Source organism: Flavobacterium sp. (assembly GCF_965657075.1).
In the GTDB taxonomy this organism is placed as follows: Bacteria; Bacteroidota; Bacteroidia; order Flavobacteriales; family Flavobacteriaceae; genus Flavobacterium.
The window spans coordinates 47,811-64,164 of record NZ_CBFHMV010000006.1 but is presented as its reverse complement, the minus strand read 5'-3'; the positions used below and the strand labels follow the sequence as shown (position 1 = coordinate 64,164).

17 protein-coding genes are annotated in these 16,354 nt (G+C 30.3%); 9 read left to right on the top strand and 8 right to left on the bottom strand.

The window, feature by feature from the left end; translation table 11 throughout:
• Window positions 1–95 precede the first annotated feature (95 nt).
• The 6 genes from gpmI to ACTF56_RS05945 all read left to right on the top strand — a co-directional run bounded on the left by gpmI (window position 96) and on the right by ACTF56_RS05945 (window position 7,804).
• On the top strand, window positions 96–1,613 hold the full coding sequence (gpmI, locus tag ACTF56_RS05970; protein WP_438965997.1) for a 2,3-bisphosphoglycerate-independent phosphoglycerate mutase: 1,518 nt from the start codon (window positions 96–98) through the stop codon (window positions 1,611–1,613).
• Window positions 1,614–1,908: 295 nt separating this feature from the next.
• Window positions 1,909–2,556 (top strand): leucine-rich repeat domain-containing protein, encoded by a 648-nt coding sequence (locus tag ACTF56_RS05965; protein WP_438965996.1) that lies wholly within the window; start codon window positions 1,909–1,911, stop codon window positions 2,554–2,556.
• Window positions 2,557–2,583: 27 nt separating this feature from the next.
• On the top strand, window positions 2,584–3,255 hold the full coding sequence (locus ACTF56_RS05960; protein WP_438965995.1) for a TetR/AcrR family transcriptional regulator: 672 nt from the start codon (window positions 2,584–2,586) through the stop codon (window positions 3,253–3,255).
• Entirely contained in the window at window positions 3,252–4,913 is a 1,662-nt protein-coding gene (locus tag ACTF56_RS05955; RefSeq protein ID WP_438965994.1) for a peptidase domain-containing ABC transporter, read from the top strand. The genes ACTF56_RS05960 and ACTF56_RS05955 overlap by 4 nt, the downstream gene beginning before the upstream one ends.
• A 2-nt stretch (window positions 4,914–4,915) precedes the next feature.
• Entirely contained in the window at window positions 4,916–6,268 is a 1,353-nt protein-coding gene (locus ACTF56_RS05950) for an HlyD family secretion protein (protein ID WP_438965993.1), read from the top strand.
• Window positions 6,269–6,415: 147 nt separating this feature from the next.
• Window positions 6,416–7,804, top strand: a complete 1,389-nt coding sequence (locus tag ACTF56_RS05945) for a TolC family protein (protein ID WP_438965992.1) — start codon at window positions 6,416–6,418, stop codon at window positions 7,802–7,804.
• Between the two features lie 54 nt (window positions 7,805–7,858).
• On the opposite strand, the gene ACTF56_RS05940 is transcribed toward ACTF56_RS05945, so the two are convergent.
• Both ACTF56_RS05940 and ACTF56_RS05935 read right to left on the bottom strand, forming a co-directional pair.
• The gene (locus ACTF56_RS05940) at window positions 7,859–8,455 is read right to left on the bottom strand and encodes an MCP four helix bundle domain-containing protein (RefSeq protein ID WP_438965991.1); all 597 of its coding nucleotides are present in this window, start codon (window positions 8,453–8,455) and stop codon (window positions 7,859–7,861) included.
• Between the two features lie 174 nt (window positions 8,456–8,629).
• Complete coding sequence (locus tag ACTF56_RS05935) at window positions 8,630–8,977, bottom strand: RNA recognition motif domain-containing protein (RefSeq protein ID WP_438965990.1); 348 nt, start codon at window positions 8,975–8,977, stop codon at window positions 8,630–8,632.
• Window positions 8,978–9,404: 427 nt separating this feature from the next.
• On the opposite strand from ACTF56_RS05935, the gene map reads away from it, so the two are divergent.
• The 3 genes from map (at window position 9,405) to ACTF56_RS05920 (ending at window position 11,437) form a co-directional block, all read left to right on the top strand.
• Window positions 9,405–10,223 (top strand): type I methionyl aminopeptidase, encoded by an 819-nt coding sequence (gene map, locus ACTF56_RS05930; RefSeq protein WP_438965989.1) that lies wholly within the window; start codon window positions 9,405–9,407, stop codon window positions 10,221–10,223.
• Window positions 10,224–10,306: 83 nt separating this feature from the next.
• Window positions 10,307–10,630 (top strand): GxxExxY protein, encoded by a 324-nt coding sequence (locus ACTF56_RS05925; protein WP_438965988.1) that lies wholly within the window; start codon window positions 10,307–10,309, stop codon window positions 10,628–10,630.
• Between the two features lie 36 nt (window positions 10,631–10,666).
• A complete protein-coding gene (locus ACTF56_RS05920; protein WP_438965987.1) occupies window positions 10,667–11,437 on the top strand; it encodes a class I SAM-dependent methyltransferase in 771 nt (256 codons plus the stop codon).
• A 2-nt stretch (window positions 11,438–11,439) separates the two neighbouring features.
• Here the strand turns inward: ACTF56_RS05920 and ACTF56_RS05915 are convergent, their stop codons facing one another.
• The 6 genes from ACTF56_RS05915 to nqrC form a co-directional block, all read right to left on the bottom strand.
• Window positions 11,440–12,414: an FAD:protein FMN transferase gene (locus ACTF56_RS05915; protein WP_438965986.1), complete on the bottom strand. Its 975-nt coding sequence runs from the start codon at window positions 12,412–12,414 to the stop codon at window positions 11,440–11,442.
• A gap of 16 nt (window positions 12,415–12,430) precedes the next feature.
• Entirely contained in the window at window positions 12,431–12,793 is a 363-nt protein-coding gene (locus tag ACTF56_RS05910; protein ID WP_438965985.1) for a Na(+)-translocating NADH-quinone reductase subunit F, read from the bottom strand.
• Between the two features lie 96 nt (window positions 12,794–12,889).
• Window positions 12,890–14,203: an NADH:ubiquinone reductase (Na(+)-transporting) subunit F gene (gene nqrF / locus ACTF56_RS05905; RefSeq protein ID WP_438965984.1), complete on the bottom strand. Its 1,314-nt coding sequence runs from the start codon at window positions 14,201–14,203 to the stop codon at window positions 12,890–12,892.
• 2 nt (window positions 14,204–14,205) lie between these two features.
• Window positions 14,206–14,952 carry an NADH:ubiquinone reductase (Na(+)-transporting) subunit E gene (gene nqrE, locus ACTF56_RS05900; protein WP_438965983.1) on the bottom strand — a complete coding sequence of 249 codons (747 nt, stop codon included), beginning with the start codon at window positions 14,950–14,952 and terminating at the stop codon, window positions 14,206–14,208.
• A 3-nt stretch (window positions 14,953–14,955) separates the two neighbouring features.
• Complete coding sequence (locus ACTF56_RS05895; protein ID WP_438965982.1) at window positions 14,956–15,627, bottom strand: NADH:ubiquinone reductase (Na(+)-transporting) subunit D; 672 nt, start codon at window positions 15,625–15,627, stop codon at window positions 14,956–14,958.
• Between the two features lie 2 nt (window positions 15,628–15,629).
• Window positions 15,630–16,352 (bottom strand): NADH:ubiquinone reductase (Na(+)-transporting) subunit C, encoded by a 723-nt coding sequence (nqrC, locus tag ACTF56_RS05890; RefSeq protein ID WP_438965981.1) that lies wholly within the window; start codon window positions 16,350–16,352, stop codon window positions 15,630–15,632.
• Window positions 16,353–16,354: the final 2 nt, after the last annotated feature.

The window sequence follows — 16,354 nt, the reverse complement described above, 5'->3', positions numbered from 1 at the left end:
TATTTCATCTGAAAGACTAAAACGATTTCGTATTAAAATCTATAATTTAAAATCTTAAAGCAGACTATTTCTTATATTTGTGAAAACAATTTATAATGAATAAGAAAGTAATTTTAATGATTTTAGACGGTTGGGGAAAATCACCTGATCCAAAAGTTTCTGCAATAGACAATGCCCAAACTCCATTTATAGATGGTCTATATACCCAATATCCAAGTGCTCAATTAAGAACTGACGGTTTAAATGTTGGCTTACCTGAAGGTCAAATGGGAAATTCAGAAGTTGGCCATATGAATCTTGGTGCAGGAAGAATTGTATATCAAGATTTAGCAAAAATTAATTTAGCAGTAGCCAACACAACTATGAATCAAGAAAAACCATTAATGGATGCTTTTGATTATGCTAAAAAGAACAACAAAGCGGTACACTTTTTAGGGTTAGTTTCTGATGGTGGCGTACATTCTCATACCTCACATTTACGAGGTTTAATTGATGTAGCACAAGCTGATGGTGTTCAAAATATGTTTGTTCATGCATTTACTGATGGTCGTGATGTTGATCCAAAATCGGGTGCCAATTATATTGCAGATTTAGAAAATTACCTTCAAAATACCCATGCAAAATTAGCTTCTGTAATTGGAAGATATTATGCTATGGATAGAGATAAACGTTGGGAAAGAGTCAAACTAGCCTACGATTTACTGGTTAATGCAACAGGTACTAAAACTCAAAACGCAGTCCAAAGTATAAAAGAAAGTTATGCCAACGATGTAACTGACGAATTCATTCAACCTTTAGTGATTACTGATGCAGATCACAATCCACTTTCGGTAATTAAATCGGATGATGTTGTGATTTTCTTCAATTTTAGAACGGATAGAGGTCGTGAGTTAACGGAAGCTTTATCACAAAAAGATTTTCATGAGCAAAACATGCACAAATTGAATTTGTACTATGTTACGATGACCAATTATGATGAAACTTACTCAAATGTTCATGTAATTTATAACAAAGATAACATCACTGAAACTTTAGGAGAAGTATTAGAAAAAGCTCACAAAAAACAAATTAGAATAGCAGAAACAGAGAAATATCCACACGTAACCTTTTTCTTTTCTGGCGGACGTGAAGAACCTTTTGCAGGTGAAAGCAGAATTCTTAAAAACTCACCAAAAGTGGCAACTTATGATTTACAACCCGAAATGAGTGCGTTTGAATTAAAAGATGCTTTAATTCCAGAATTACAAAAAGGTGCTGTTGATTTTGTATGTTTAAATTTTGCTAATGGCGACATGGTGGGTCATACTGGTGTTATGGAAGCAGCAATAAAAGCCTGTGAAGCTGTTGATATTTGTGTAAAAGAAGTAGTAGAAACTGCTTTAGAAAACAATTATACCACAATCATTATTGCAGATCACGGAAATTGCGAAACTATGATTAATCCTGATGGAAGTCCTAACACAGCTCACACAACAAATCCAGTACCAATTATCTTAGTAGATAAAGAACTAAAAAACATAAATAATGGCGTTTTGGGTGATATTGCACCAACTATTTTAGAATTGATGGGTATTGAAAAACCTGAAGCTATGACTTGTAAATCATTACTATAATGAAAAATTATTTTTCACTAATAAAATGCGCTAATATTAAAACGAAACAGAAAAAACATTAGTAAAAAATAAATTTACAGCAATAACTTCTGGCTAAAAAAGTATAAATCCAATATTTGGAATAAAAAGAAACTTAACAACAAAAAGGCTTTTCATTGTTTGAAAAGCCTTTTTTAATAAAAATATGTTAAAAACCATTTATTTGATAGTATTACTATTATATTTGTATTGAAAACTATTGCGTTTGTTAGTTTCTTAAATTTAAAAAAAATTAGTAACCTTTAAAAAAATTAAGATGAAAAATTACATAAGTTATTTTGCGTTTACTTTGCTTCTTATAATGACTACTAATTCTTTTTCTCAAATAAAAATTAGTACTGATTCTATAACAGAAGTAAATATTGAAAAAGCCATTTTAAATCCAAATGATGTAATAAGGTTAGATTTGAGTAACCAAAAAATAAATTTCGAAAATATAGATTTATCTCAATTTAAAAATCTTGAATTTTTAAGTTTAGAAAACGAACATTTGAAAGAACTTCCAAAAGGTTTAGGTTCTCTAAAAAAGCTAAAAACATTAAATTTAAGCGGAAATGATTTTAAGAATTTACCGTCAGATTTTGAAGAGCTAACATCTTTAGAGGAATTATTTTTAAACAATGAAACCAATTTTAAATTTAATGATAATATAAAGACACTTTCCAAGCTTCCTAATCTTAGAACCTTACATTTAGAAAATGATAATTTAAAAAAAATACCCTCTGAAATAAGTCTTTTACAAAATTTAAAATCACTTTATCTCAACAACAATAAGCTCAAAAAATTCCCTTTGGATGTTCAAGGATTAAATAATTTACAATATCTTGATTTGAAAGACAATCAAATAAAAATTGAAGACGTAGATTTACTTAATATAAATTTTGGATTTCAAATCAATTTATAATCAACAAACCATCAATTTCAATCAAAAATGCAAAATTTATTCACTAATTTCAAAATAACAATAAACGATAAATTATATGTAAAAGATCCTGAAACTTCTGATTTAGGAAAAAAAATACTTCAAAACAGTATCATTTTAATTGATGAAATTGGTTTTGAAGCTTTTACGTTTAAAAAGTTAGGCGAAAAAATTCAATCCAATGAAAGTTCCATTTATCGCTATTTTGAAAACAAACACAAACTTTTAATTTATCTATCTACTTGGTATTGGTCTTGGGTAGAATATAATTTGGTATTTGCTACAAATAACATTGCAGATCCTTTAGAAAAACTAACTGTTGGTATTAAATTAATTTCTCAAAAAATTGAAGATGATCATAACACACCTCACATTGACGAATCTATTTTAAATAAAATTATCATTTCAGAATTCACAAAAACGCTTTTAACCAAAGAAGTAGATGAAGAAAACAAAGAAGGCTTTTTTATGGTTTACAAAAGTGTCATTCATCGCATCATTAAAATGATTGAAGATGTAAATCCAAATTACCCTTTTGCCAAAAGCCTAGCTTCATCAATAATTGAAGGAACCTTACATCAAAACTATTTAAAAGCACATTTCAAAACAATTACTAGTTTGTCTGATAAAGATTGTTTATCCGATTTTTATATTCATATGGTTAAAAAAGTTATATCATGAGTCCAATACAAAGATTTAAAAATTTAATTACTGTTGATAAAACAGATGTGTATCAATTATTAATTTATGCTGTATTAGCTGGATTAATAAGTTTATCGATTCCGTTAGGTATACAATCTATAATTAATTTCATTCAAGCCGGACAAGTTAGTACTTCTTGGATCGTTTTAGTATTTATTGTAGTGCTAGGTGTTGCTTTTGTAGGAATATTAAAAATTATGCAATTCAGAATTACAGAAAATTTACAACAAAAAATATTTGTACGTTCTTCTTTTGAATTTGCCTATAGATTTCCACGCATCAAATTTGATCAACTGTATAATTTTTCACCACCAGAATTAGCCAATAGATTCTTTGACACCATTTCAGTTCAAAAAGGATTTTCAAAATTAATTTTAGAGGTTTCTACTGCTGCATTGCAAATAATTTTTGGAATATTATTACTTTCCTTATACCATCCATTTTTCATCTTTTTTGGTATAATATTATTAGCATTATTATATATTATTTTTAAAATAAATTTTAATGATGGTTTAGAAACTAGTTTAAAAGAATCCAAATATAAATATAAAGTAGCACATTGGCTTCAAGAAATAGCAAGAAATCACTTAAGTTTTAAAAACGATAAATTAACCGAGTTTTCTTTACATAAAAACGATAAACTAGTTTCAGAATACTTAACTCACAGAGAAAGTCATTTTAATGTATTAAAAAAACAATTCATTCAATTAACCGGATTTAAAGTACTTATTACAGCTGGTTTGTTAATTATTGGAGGTATTTTAGTACTAAACCAACAAATGAACATTGGACAGTTTGTGGCTGCAGAAATTATCATCATTACTATAATAACTGCAGTTGAAAAACTATTTTACGGATTAGAATTGTTTTATGATGTAACTACTTCTTTAGAAAAACTTGGAACAGTAGTCGATTTGGAACTCGAAAAAGACAATTCTCATGACGATGCAAAATATTTTATAGAAAATGATGAGGTTTGTGTTGAAGCTAAAAATATATTTTTTCAATTTCCCGATAGCGAAATGCCTGTACTAAACGGAATAAATTTAACGATTAACAAGCAAGATAGAATATTAATTCAGGGAGAAAATGGCTCTGGAAAAACAACATTTTTAAGAGTACTTTCAAGATTACTAGAACCATCAGTAGGTACCATTTTTTTTAACAACACCAACTATAAAAAATATTGTATAGAAAATTTTAGATCTAATATCGGAGTCATTACCCTTGATGATAGTCCTTTTGAAGGTACAATTTTAGAAAATATTACTTGCAACAATCCAGAAGTAACCAAAAATGATGTAAAGGAAATTTTAGATAAGTTAAAACTGACAGACTTAATAAAATCGCTACCTTTAGGTTTAGATACACCTATGCATTCTGAAGGTAAAAGAATCAATTCTGCAACCATTCAAAAAATACTATTAGCTAGATGTATTATCACTAAACCAAAACTACTATTTTTAGAAGAGCCTGTTGAGAAATTAGACAAATATGCTGCTGGAGAAATTATAGATTGGCTTACTGATCCTGCACAACCATGGACATTAGTTGTAATTGCAAAAGGAAACTATTGGAAAGAAAAAGCTACTAGAATCGTAACATTAGATAACGGTCAAATTAAATCCATAAAATAATCATGTTAAATATCACAGAAAATAGAGTTGACAAATGGATTGATATGAGTAAATACAAATCATCCAAAATATTTAAAGACAACAAAGGATATCGAATGGTTAAAAAAACCATTTGGGTATTGAGTATCTTATTAGTGCTGTTTTTATTTTTACCATGGACTCAAAACGTTTCTGGTAAAGGTTCAGTTACTACTCTAAAACCCAATCAAAGACCACAAACCATACAATCTGCCATTGCAGGTAGAATAGAAAAATGGTATGTTAATGAAGGTGATTATGTTAAAAAAGGAGATACCATTTTATTCATATCTGAGATTAAAGAAGATTATTTAGATCCAAATTTAGTTGAAAACACGGGAAAACAAGTAGATGCCAAACAAAGCTCTGTTACTTCTTATGCTTCAAAAGTACAAGCTTTAGAAAATCAAATTGGAGCTATAGACAATGAAAGAGGTTTAAAATTTAAACAATCTCAAAATAAACTTATACAAGCCAATTTAAAAGTTCAAAGTGACAGTATCGAATATGAAGCTATTAAAACACAGTTAACCATTGCAAAAACACAATTCAATCGTGCAGTTAATTTAAATAAAGAAGGTTTAAAACCACTAACTGATGTGGAAGAAAAAAGGGTAAAACTTCAAGACACTGAAGCAAAAATCATTTCACAACAAAACAAATACATAACTGCACAAAATGAAGTGTTAAATGCTAAAATGGAATTAAACAGAATCTTAGCCGAATACTCAGAAAAAACAGCCAAAGCGCAAAGCGACAAGCAAACCGCTTTGAGTTCACAATATGACACTGAAGCACAGGTAAACAAACTAAGAAACCAATATAGAAATTACCAAATTAGAAACGGAATGTACTACATTGTGGCACCACAAAATGGCTATATAAACAGAGCTATTCAATCAGGACTTGGTGAAACTATTAAAGAAGGAACGTCTATAGTTAGCATAATGCCTGCTCAATTTGATATAGCTGTAGAAACTTACATAAGTCCAGTTGATTTCCCTTTAATTCACAAAGGAGAAAAAGTTAGAGTTTGGTTTGACGGTTGGCCTTCAATTGTATTCAGCGGTTGGCCTGGAGCATCTTTTGGAACATTTGGAGGAGAAATTGTAGCCATGGAAAATTTCATCAGCGAAAACGGAAAATACAGAGTCTTAATCGCTCCTGATAAAAACGATAAAATTTGGCCCAAAGAATTAAGTATTGGAGCAGGAACACAAACCATAGCTTTATTGGAAGATGTTCCAATTTGGTTTGAAATTTGGAGAACTTTAAACGGATTTCCACCCAATTACTATCAACCTCAAACGGCTAAAAACGATAAAGCTAAAAAATAGAAACAGCAGGCTTGGGCTTTATCTAGCTATGCAATTCCTGCTTTACGCACTACAAGGTAGTTGCTGCAATCAGGGTTAGAAAAAAAAGGGATTGATTATTTATAAAGGTTTAGATTTTCAGACAAAAGACAAAAGATTTTCAGAAAAATGAAAAAAATAATTTATATAGCATTCTTATTAGTAACTTCAGTTCTATTAGCGCAACAAAAAAACTTGAAAGAATTTACTTTTAATGAATATTTGGGGTATGTTAAAAAATATCATCCATTGGTAAAACAAGCTAATTTAAAATTAAATGAAGCTCAAGCCATACTCATGCAAGCTCGTGGTGCTTTTGACCCAAAATTGGAAGCAGAATACACCGAAAAACAATACAAAGATCAAAACTATTTTACCATTTTTAACGGAAGTTTTAAAATACCAACTTGGTACGGAATTGAAGTAAAAGCTGCTTTTGACAATAACGAAGGAATTTATATAAATCCCGACATGACGTTACCAAATAGTGGTTTAACTTCTTTGGGAATCACGGTTCCAATTGGTCAAGGATTATTCATTAATCAACGAATGGCCGACATAAGAAACGCAAAGTTACAACAACAACTTAACGAAGCGGAACGAAATTTAGAAGCAATTGAAATATTACACAAAGCTTCAATAGCCTATTTTGAATGGAAAAAAAACTTTAACGAAGTAGTCTTATACCAAGATTATCTTAAAAATGCCAATATTCGATATGAGGGCGTTTTAAAACTTATAGAACAAGGCGACAAACCAGCAATTGATAGCACTGAGGCCGGAATTACAGTAAATTTAAGACGTTTAAATTTAGAAAACTCTACCTTAAAACTACAAAAATCAAGACTAGAATTGTCCAATTATTTATGGTTAGAAAACAACATCCCAATTGAATTAGACGAAGCCCTTTTTCCAGAAGTTGATCTTCAAAACACTATAAAAACTACTCTAGAAACAAATAATTTATTAGATTTTGACATAAATAATCATCCTAAAATAAATGCATTAAACACAAAAATTGACATGCTAAAAACCGAGCAGCAGTTAAGTGCAAACATGCTTTTACCCAAGATAGATTTAAGTTACAACTACTTATCTGAACCCAGTGCGTTTGATAATTATCGTTTTCAAGATTATAAAGTGGGAGTGAATTTTGCATTTCCAATTTTCTTAAGAAAGGAACGAGCTAAATTAAAATTAGCCAAACTAAAAGTTCAAGACACCGAATTTGATTTAGCATCAGAAAGAGTCAACCTGAAAAACAAAATTGAAGCGCAACAAGTAGAAATTGCCTCTTTAGAAAAGCAAATCAATATTAACAACCAATTGGTAGAAAACTACAACACCATGCTTTCTGGTGAAGAGCGGTTGTTTAATTTAGGAGAAAGCTCCTTGTTTTTAATCAATTCTCGCGAAAACAGTTTGGTAACATCGCAAATTAACGCTTTGAAATTAGAAAACGAATTTTATAATGCAACTGTAAATCTGTACAGAACTATTGCAAATCCTAATTTATAAAAATAAATTTATGTTACTGTTTGAATCTAATCCTTTTAAATTGCAAGAGAAAGACTATTGTTTTTTGGGATTATACAAAATGATGATTTGAATAATTACAGCTAAAAAAATTAATATGTAAATTTCAATTTGAGTAAATAACTCAACAACATCTATAGCTTTTTTGCTGATTGATAATTGATTTTTACCTTCTTCGAGTTGAATTTTTGATAAACTATACAAATCTTCCTTAACTATTAAAATTTGATCTTGTACAGAGCTTATATCTACAAAATTAGATTGAATCATATTGGATTCATTTTTGACCAATAAATCTAAATTATTTTTTAAATTATTAAAAAGATTATTTTCTTCTGTTATAAGCTTGGTTTGTTCAAATCGAGCAACTAAATTTTTTATTTGTTCGTTCCTTTTTTTATTGTCTCTAATAAAATTATTGGTCTTAGTGTCTCCTAGTGCAACTTCTTTTTCATGAATAATATTCGTCATTTCAAATAATATGTCATATGCAACAAGACGGTCTTCATATAATGTTTCAACGGATTGTTTTATTTGTAAAAAATTATTTCTATCAATCAAGTTAGTTGCCATGATTAACACAAAAACAATCAAAATTCCTAAAATCCATTTTACTTTGTTATAGAAAGCCATAATTATATTTTTTAGTGAAACAATACTAACAAATTTACGAAAAATGCCCAAAAACAAAGCAGAATTTAACACTTCATTGATAGTCTTTTCGTCTATAATACCATTCTAATAGAAAGTAGTAAACAAAAAAAAATCCCGAATTACTTCGGGATTTTCTTAGTTTTTAAAGAAATATTAAAAACGACCTCCACCTCTATTGTTGTCTCTGTCGTTATAACCACCTCTTCCACCACCACCGTTTCCACCGCGGTTATTGTTAAAGCTTCTTCTTTCTCCTTCTGGTTTTGGCTCAGATTTGTTAACTACGATAGTTCTTCCATCAATTGAACCTCCATTTAACTCATCAATTGCTTTTTGAGCTTCTTCATCACTTGGCATCTCTACGAAACCAAATCCTTTACTTCTTCCGGTAAATTTATCAGAAATAATTTTTACTGAATCAACAGCACCATACTCTTCAAAATAACCTCTTAAATCTGCTTCCTCAATACTGAATGGAAGACTTCCTACGAAAATGTTCATCTAAAATATTTTTTATTGAGTCAAAGGTAGTCATTTATAGCATACAAAATTTTTTTATTGCATTTATTTTCAAATATTTAGACAAATTAAAAAAATAACCTCACAACAAATTGAATTACAATCTATTTAGGAATACGCAATATTCAATTTAATTGGGTTTAACTACGCAATTGAAAAAGTTTCAAAAAGATACAAAAATACGATCTGAAACGGTAAGTCAATTAGTTTGAAAAGTGTTAGCCCAGATAGCAACGGCATCCTTTTTTGGTTAGTTGTTAAAACTAACCAAAAAAGATATAGTGAATAGCTGGAGATAGCTCCTAAAAAAGAAAATTATTAGATAAAAACTGTGTAAATAAAATTGATATTGTCATTAATATTGCAATTGTTAAGAAAATTGTACTTTTGCTTTTCTGAAAATTGGAATATGATTATTATTAAAACCTTAGAGGAAATTGAATTAATGCGTGAAAGTGCTTTAATTGTTTCAAAAACTCTTGGAATGATTGCTAAAGAAATCAAACCAGGCGTTACGACTTTATATTTAGACAAACTGGCTGAAGAATTTATAAGAGACCATGGCGCTGAACCTGCATTTTTAGGAATGTATGGATTTCCAAATTCGTTATGTATGAGTCCAAACACACAAGTAGTTCATGGGATTCCGAATGAAACTCCGTTAGTTGAAGGTGATATTATTTCGGTAGATTGTGGTGCTTTGAAAAATGGTTTTTATGGCGATCACGCTTACACATTTGAGGTTGGCGAAGTGGATGAAGCTACAAAAAAGCTTTTAAAAATCACTAAGGAATCATTGTACGAAGGGATTCGTGCAACAAAAGTAGGCAATCGTGTGGAAGATATAGGAAATGCCATTCAGGTATATTGTGAAAGTCATGGTTATGGTGTAGTTCGAGAATTATGTGGACATGGATTAGGAAGAAAAATGCATGAAGACCCAGAAGTCCCAAATTACGGAAAACGTGGTCGTGGAAAGAAATTAGTTAACGGAATGGTTGTAGCCATTGAACCTATGATTAATATGGGAACAAAAAACATCAAACAACATAAAGACGGTTGGACGATTACCACTGCTGACAACAAACCGAGTGCTCATTTTGAACATGATGTGGCTATAGTTGACGGAAAACCTGAATTACTATCAACTTTTGCTTACATTTATGAAGCTTTAGGAATTGTGAGTAATGAAGAAGATGGGTTGAGACAAAAGGCTTTGGTACTTTAGTTTAATACGAATTTCACGAATTTACACTAATTATGAGTGAATTAATATGTAAGGAAGAAGCTTTTAAAATAATTGGATAATGTATGGAAGTACATAAAATATTAGGAAAAGGTCACAATGAGAAAGTTTATGGTGATGCTTTAGAAATAGAATTCAAGATAAACAACATTCCATATATTCGCGAACATAAATATACTATTGAATACAAAGGTGTTTTGTTACCAAGTTATTATTTTTCTGATTATACACTTTTTGATTCAATAATTTTAGAAATAAAAGCAATTCAAGAATTGACTTCAAGTGAAACAAAACAAGTATTAAATTATTTAGCCGCTTCAAAATGTAAATTAGGTTTATTAGTGAATTTTGGAGAAGATAGTCTTAAATATAAGAGATTAATATTATAAAAAAATTAGTGATAATTTGTGTAATTCGTGTTCAAAATGAAGAAATTTTTCAAATTTATACTTAATACCATTCCAAGACCTATCTTAATTCGTTTGAGTTATGTTGCTCGTCCAGTTTTGGCTTTAATTTTAAGAGGAAATAAATTTACTGATCCCATTGATGGGAAAAGTTTTAGGATGTTTTTGCCTTATGGTTATGGAACGCAACGAAACAATGTTTTATCTCCTAGTACACTTTCTTTAGAAAGACATCGATTGTTGTGGTTGTATTTACAAAATGAAACTACTTTTTTCACAGCTGAAACTAAATTAAAAGTTTTGCATTTTGCACCTGAACAAGCGTTTTATAAGCGTTTTAGAAATCAAAAAAACTTGAATTATACCACTACTGATTTATTTTCACCGTTGGCTGATGTAAAAGCAGACATTTGTAATTTACCATTTGAAGACAATCAGTACGATATAATCTTATGCAATCATGTTTTAGAACACATTCCTGATGATACTAAAGCCATGCAAGAATTATATCGTATTTTAAAAACAGGTGGAATGGGAATTTTTCAGATACCACAAGATTTGTCTAGAGAAGCAACATTTTCTGATGATTCTATTGTTAATGAAAAGGAAAGAGCTAAAATATTTGGTCAATATGACCACGTAAGAGTCTACGGAAGAGATTATTTTAACAAATTAAGAAGTATTGGTTTTAAAGTTGAAGAAGTAGATTACACTTCAAAAACAAGTCCTGAATTAGTGCAGAAATATTGTTTAGCAAAAGGAGAAATTATTCCGGTTTGTTATAAATAAATCTACTGAAGAACTCTTTTAAAATTTTCATTTTTGTATTGTTGAACTTTTCCCTTCTCGTCAGTATAAATGAAAAACACTCCTAGTTGATTGTTTTTATTTGCAAACTCAATACTTTCTTTAATATCCATTACCATAAATGCAGTTGCGTATCCATCAGCTAAGATACAGGTTGGGGCTACAACCGTTGCACTTAAAATTTTACCCTTTTGAGGTTTTCCAGTCTTTGGATTAATGGTGTGCACAAACTTTTCACCCGTTAAAGAATCCACAACTACTTTTCTGTAATTTCCTGAAGTTGCCATTCCAGCGTTTTCTAGCTTAATTTTAGCAATTAATGTTCTTTCTGAAGCGTTTTGCAAAGGGTCATCAATCCCAATCACCCAACTTTTATTATCCAATTTATTTTTGCCAAAACCTAAAATTTCTCCACCAATTTCTACGATTCCGTTTTCAATTCCTTTTGATTTTAGAAAATCAGCAACCACATCAACCGAATATCCTTGGGCAATTGAATTGAAATCAAAATAAGTTTCTTTGTGAAGTTTAGAAACTGTTTTATTTGCATTTAATTTTACTTTATCAAAACCAACGTAATTTAAAAGGCTATCTAGTTGATTTTGATTTAAATTCTTTCTCTGATGACTCGGTCCAAATCCATAAGCATTTACTAAAACACCAATTGTTGGATCAAAAAGCCCGTTAGTTTCTTTATAAATTTGATGGGATGTTTTAAATGTTTCTATAAAAAAATCATCTACCAAAAGAGTAGAATCGCCATTATTAACTTTAGAAATTTTAGAATCCTTTCTGTAGGTAGAAAGAGACAGGTCAAATACAAGCAATAAAGAATCAACTTGAGTTTTAGAAACTAATTCCTTGTCTGATATATATTTAATACTGTATGTACTTCCTTGTGCTTCACCTTGAATAACATAAAATTGAGATTTCTTGTTATTGCAAGAAATAAAAACCAAAAAAAAGAGTATGTAACTAAGAAATTTCTTTATATCCATTATAATTTATGATGTAATCGGTTGATGTATATACTGGTTTTTCAAAATCATCAGCATTAGCTATACCAACACCAGCAAATAAAACTTTAGCATTTTTTTTTCTGGCATGATTTAAAAATGTTTCTATAAACAAAACATTAGGTTCCTCAGGATTTATAGGATAAGGAACGGCTTGAACCATTACAAAATGAAGTGTGTTTTGTGTATCCACACAAACAAATTGTGGATGCTTTTTGAGTTGACTATTAATTGCTATGAATTCAAAACCTTTTTTTTCAAGGTCTTTACCTACATGATTCATGGCAATTTGATGTAATTCTTGTTCCGATAATTCTTCCATAAGGCAAAGATAATAAATTAGAAAATGTAAAATTTAGAACAAATCATAAAATAAAAAAACCGACTCATTTCTGAATCGGTTACTGTATTAATTAGATTATCCACCAAAGTCATCAAATCTAATATTATCTGGATCTAAACCAAAATCTTCCCCCATTTTTTGAACAGCTTGGTTCATCATTGGTGGTCCACAGAAATACAATTCAATATCCTCTGGTTCTTCATGTTTAGATAAATAATTATCAATTACTACATTATGAATAAAACCAACAAATCCGTCTCCTTCACCATTAATATCCTCTTTAATTTTCCAGTTATCTTCTGGTTGTGGTTCAGAAAGTGCTAAATAGAATTTAAAGTTAGGAAAATCTTTCTCTAAGGCTCTAAAGTGATCTGTATAAAACAATTCTCTTTTTGAACGTCCACCGTACCAATAAGTTACTTTTCTTCCTGTTTTTACTGTACGGAAAAGGTGGTATAAATGAGAACGCATTGGAGCCATACCTGCACCTCCACCTACGTATAACATTTCAGCTTCAGATTCATTGATAAAAAATTCACCGTAAGGACCTGAAACTACAACTGGATCACCTGATTTTCTTGAGAAAATATAAGAAGATGCAATTCCTGGATTTACCTTAGCCCAACCGTTAATATTTCTATCCCATGGTGGAGTAGCTACACGAACATTAAGCATAATTTTTCTACCTTCAGCTGGATAAGAAGCCATTGAGTAAGCTCTTTCCACTAATGAATCATTTTTCATAACTAATGGCCACAAATTGAATTTATCCCATTCCGCTTTGAATTTTTCTGGTTCTCCTGGATGTTCTTCAGGATGTGCAGTGATATCAATATCTGCATAATTAATTTCACATTCAGGAATTTCAATTTGAATATAACCACCTGCTTCGTAATGCATATCCTCTGGTAATTCAACAATGAATTCTTTGATGAATGAAGCAACGTTATAATTAGAATATACTTTAGCTTCGAATTTTTTAATTCCAAAAACTTCTTCTGGAACTTCGATAACCATATCATTTTTTACTTTCACTTGACAACCAAGTCTCCATCCTTCAGCCAATTCTTTTCTTGAAAAGTGAGGAACTTCTGTTGGCAGAGCTTCACCTCCACCTTCAGTAACGATACATTTACATTGGATACAAGTTCCACCACCACCACAAGCTGAAGGTAAGAAAATTTTGTTATTTCCTAATGTAGATAATAAAGTACTTCCTGAACTTACTTCAATTGAATTTTCTCCATTTATTTTGATTGATACTGGACCAGAAGGAACTAATTTAGATTTTGCAAACAAAATTACTCCTACTAATACCAATAATAATACTAAAAATGCTATTACTGTTGTACTGATTAATCCACCAGTTGTTACTTCTAGAGCTACCATAATTATTCTTGAACTGTTTGAGTTAATGAATCTTTTACTGTTTCTAGAGTTGTTGAATCAGTTGTGATGCTTTCCGTATTAACTTCAGCAGGAACTACATTTTCTACAACTTCTTTTTTTACAGGCTCATCACCACCAGTTAACATACCTCCAAAAGACATGAAACCAATTGCCATTAATCCTGTTAATATAAATGTCATTCCTAAACCTCTGAAAGTTTCAGGCACATTTGAATATCTAATTTTTTCTCTAATTGCACCAATTGCAACAATAGCCAAGAACCAACCAATACCTGAACCTACACCATAAACAGTAGCTTCTGTAATGTTATTAAATTCTTTTTGTTGCATAAATAATGAACCTCCTAAAATAGCACAGTTAACTGCGATAAGTGGTAAAAAAATACCTAAAGAGTTGTATAAAGCAGGTGCAAATTTTTCAACAATCATTTCTACTAATTGAACCATTGTAGCAATAGTAGCAATAAATAAAATGAACGTTAAAAAACTTAAATCAAAATCTGCATATTCTTCTCCCAACCAAACTAAAGCACCTGGCCTAAGGATGTATTGGTCTAATAAGTAATTCAATGGAACTGTAACAAACATAACGAAAATTACTGCTGCTCCAAGTCCAACCGCTGTGGATACTTTTTTAGAAACTGCTAAGTACGAACACATTCCTAGGAATGTTGCGAATACCATATTATCAATAAAAATTGACTTTAAAAATAATTGTAATAATTCCATTTCTTAGTTTGTTTCTATTAGACTTCTATTTCTTGAACGTTGGAAACCAATAATTAAACCTAGAGTAATTAAGGCCATTGGTGCTAACAACATAAAACCATTATTTTCGTAACCTGTTGCGTATAATCCTGTTTTTTCAACTGGATCACCAAAAACTGGAAAACCGAATAATTTACCAGAACCAAGTAATTCTCTAAAGAATCCTACTACAAGAAGAATTAACGCATATCCAGAAGCATTTCCAACACCATCTAAAAAGGATTTCCAAGGTGTATTAGCTAAAGCAAAAGCTTCAAAACGACCCATGATAATACAGTTTGTAATAATTAAACCAACGAATACCGATAATTTCTTGGCCAAATCAGGAACGTATGCTTTTAATGTTAAATCAACAATAATTACTAAAGCAGCAACTACAACAAGTTGAGCAATAATACGAATTGCAGAAGGAATTATATTTCTCATTAATGAGATGACCACGTTACCAGCTCCTAAAACAAATATTACGGAAAGACCCATAATTAAAGATGCTTTTAACTCAGCCGTAATTGCCAATGCAGAACAAATTCCTAATACTTGAACAGTAACTGGATTGTTATCTGTTAAAGGATCCTTTAATAGAGCCATGTTTTTCTTTGAAAACAATGGTTCACTTTGTGTTTTATTTTCTGCCATTTTTATTTTTTTAATGTTGAAAAGTAAGGTAAATAAGAACGGATTCCAGAATTTATCATTGCTCCTACTCCATTACCTGTAATTGTTGCCCCTGATATTGCATCCACTTGATTATCTGATTTATCCATATTGTTTGGATCACCATTTGATTTAGAAATTTCAATACCTTTAAAATTTCCTGAACCGTCATAAAGACTTTCGCCTTTAAAATCGTCCGTAAAGAATTTTTCAGTAATATTTGCTCCTAAACCAGGAGTTTCACCTTTATGGTCAAAATAGACACCATTAACGCTTTTTAAATCATCATTAACGGCAATATAACCCCAAATAGCATCCCACAAACCATTACCCCTAACAGGCATAATATACAAGGACTTTCCTTCTTTTTCGGCAATAAATAAAGGTAATTTTTGAGTTAATCCATTTTTAGCATTATCTAATTCTTTTTTAACATCAATTAAATAAGCTTTGTCATCATCAGAAACCTTGTCACCTTCGATAACTTTTTGTTCTTTGATGTATTTTGTAAACATTTCTGTAGCATTAGATCTGTCAGCCTCAACACCAATAGCATTTAATATATCTATTTGCGCTTTTACTTGGTCATTTTTAACTCTATCTGCTTTTGTAAAATTAGCAAAAAACGCTAATAAAGCTCCTACCACTATTACCATCACAACTGAGAAAATAATAGTATATCCGTTTGAATCTGTACGTTTTGACATAA

What these genes read in the sequence shown, in the direction of transcription:
- map (WP_438965989.1), top strand. Translation starts at nt 9,405, where the DNA reads ATGATTATTATTAAAACCTTAGAGGAAATTGAATTAATGCGTGAAAGT.
- ACTF56_RS05940 (WP_438965991.1), bottom strand. Translation starts at nt 8,455, where the DNA reads ATGGCTTTCTATAACAAAGTAAAATGGATTTTAGGAATTTTGATTGTT.
- ACTF56_RS05910 (WP_438965985.1), bottom strand. Translation starts at nt 12,793, where the DNA reads ATGGAAGAATTATCGGAACAAGAATTACATCAAATTGCCATGAATCAT.
- ACTF56_RS05945 (WP_438965992.1), top strand. Translation starts at nt 6,416, where the DNA reads ATGAAAAAAATAATTTATATAGCATTCTTATTAGTAACTTCAGTTCTA.
- nqrF (WP_438965984.1), bottom strand. Translation starts at nt 14,203, where the DNA reads ATGGTAGCTCTAGAAGTAACAACTGGTGGATTAATCAGTACAACAGTA.
- ACTF56_RS05920 (WP_438965987.1), top strand. Translation starts at nt 10,667, where the DNA reads ATGAAGAAATTTTTCAAATTTATACTTAATACCATTCCAAGACCTATC.
- nqrC (WP_438965981.1), bottom strand. Translation starts at nt 16,352, where the DNA reads ATGTCAAAACGTACAGATTCAAACGGATATACTATTATTTTCTCAGTT.
- ACTF56_RS05955 (WP_438965994.1), top strand. Translation starts at nt 3,252, where the DNA reads ATGAGTCCAATACAAAGATTTAAAAATTTAATTACTGTTGATAAAACA.
- ACTF56_RS05935 (WP_438965990.1), bottom strand. Translation starts at nt 8,977, where the DNA reads ATGAACATTTTCGTAGGAAGTCTTCCATTCAGTATTGAGGAAGCAGAT.
- ACTF56_RS05925 (WP_438965988.1), top strand. Translation starts at nt 10,307, where the DNA reads ATGGAAGTACATAAAATATTAGGAAAAGGTCACAATGAGAAAGTTTAT.
- ACTF56_RS05895 (WP_438965982.1), bottom strand. Translation starts at nt 15,627, where the DNA reads ATGGCAGAAAATAAAACACAAAGTGAACCATTGTTTTCAAAGAAAAAC.
- gpmI (WP_438965997.1), top strand. Translation starts at nt 96, where the DNA reads ATGAATAAGAAAGTAATTTTAATGATTTTAGACGGTTGGGGAAAATCA.
- ACTF56_RS05960 (WP_438965995.1), top strand. Translation starts at nt 2,584, where the DNA reads ATGCAAAATTTATTCACTAATTTCAAAATAACAATAAACGATAAATTA.
- ACTF56_RS05950 (WP_438965993.1), top strand. Translation starts at nt 4,916, where the DNA reads ATGTTAAATATCACAGAAAATAGAGTTGACAAATGGATTGATATGAGT.
- ACTF56_RS05965 (WP_438965996.1), top strand. Translation starts at nt 1,909, where the DNA reads ATGAAAAATTACATAAGTTATTTTGCGTTTACTTTGCTTCTTATAATG.
- nqrE (WP_438965983.1), bottom strand. Translation starts at nt 14,952, where the DNA reads ATGGAATTATTACAATTATTTTTAAAGTCAATTTTTATTGATAATATG.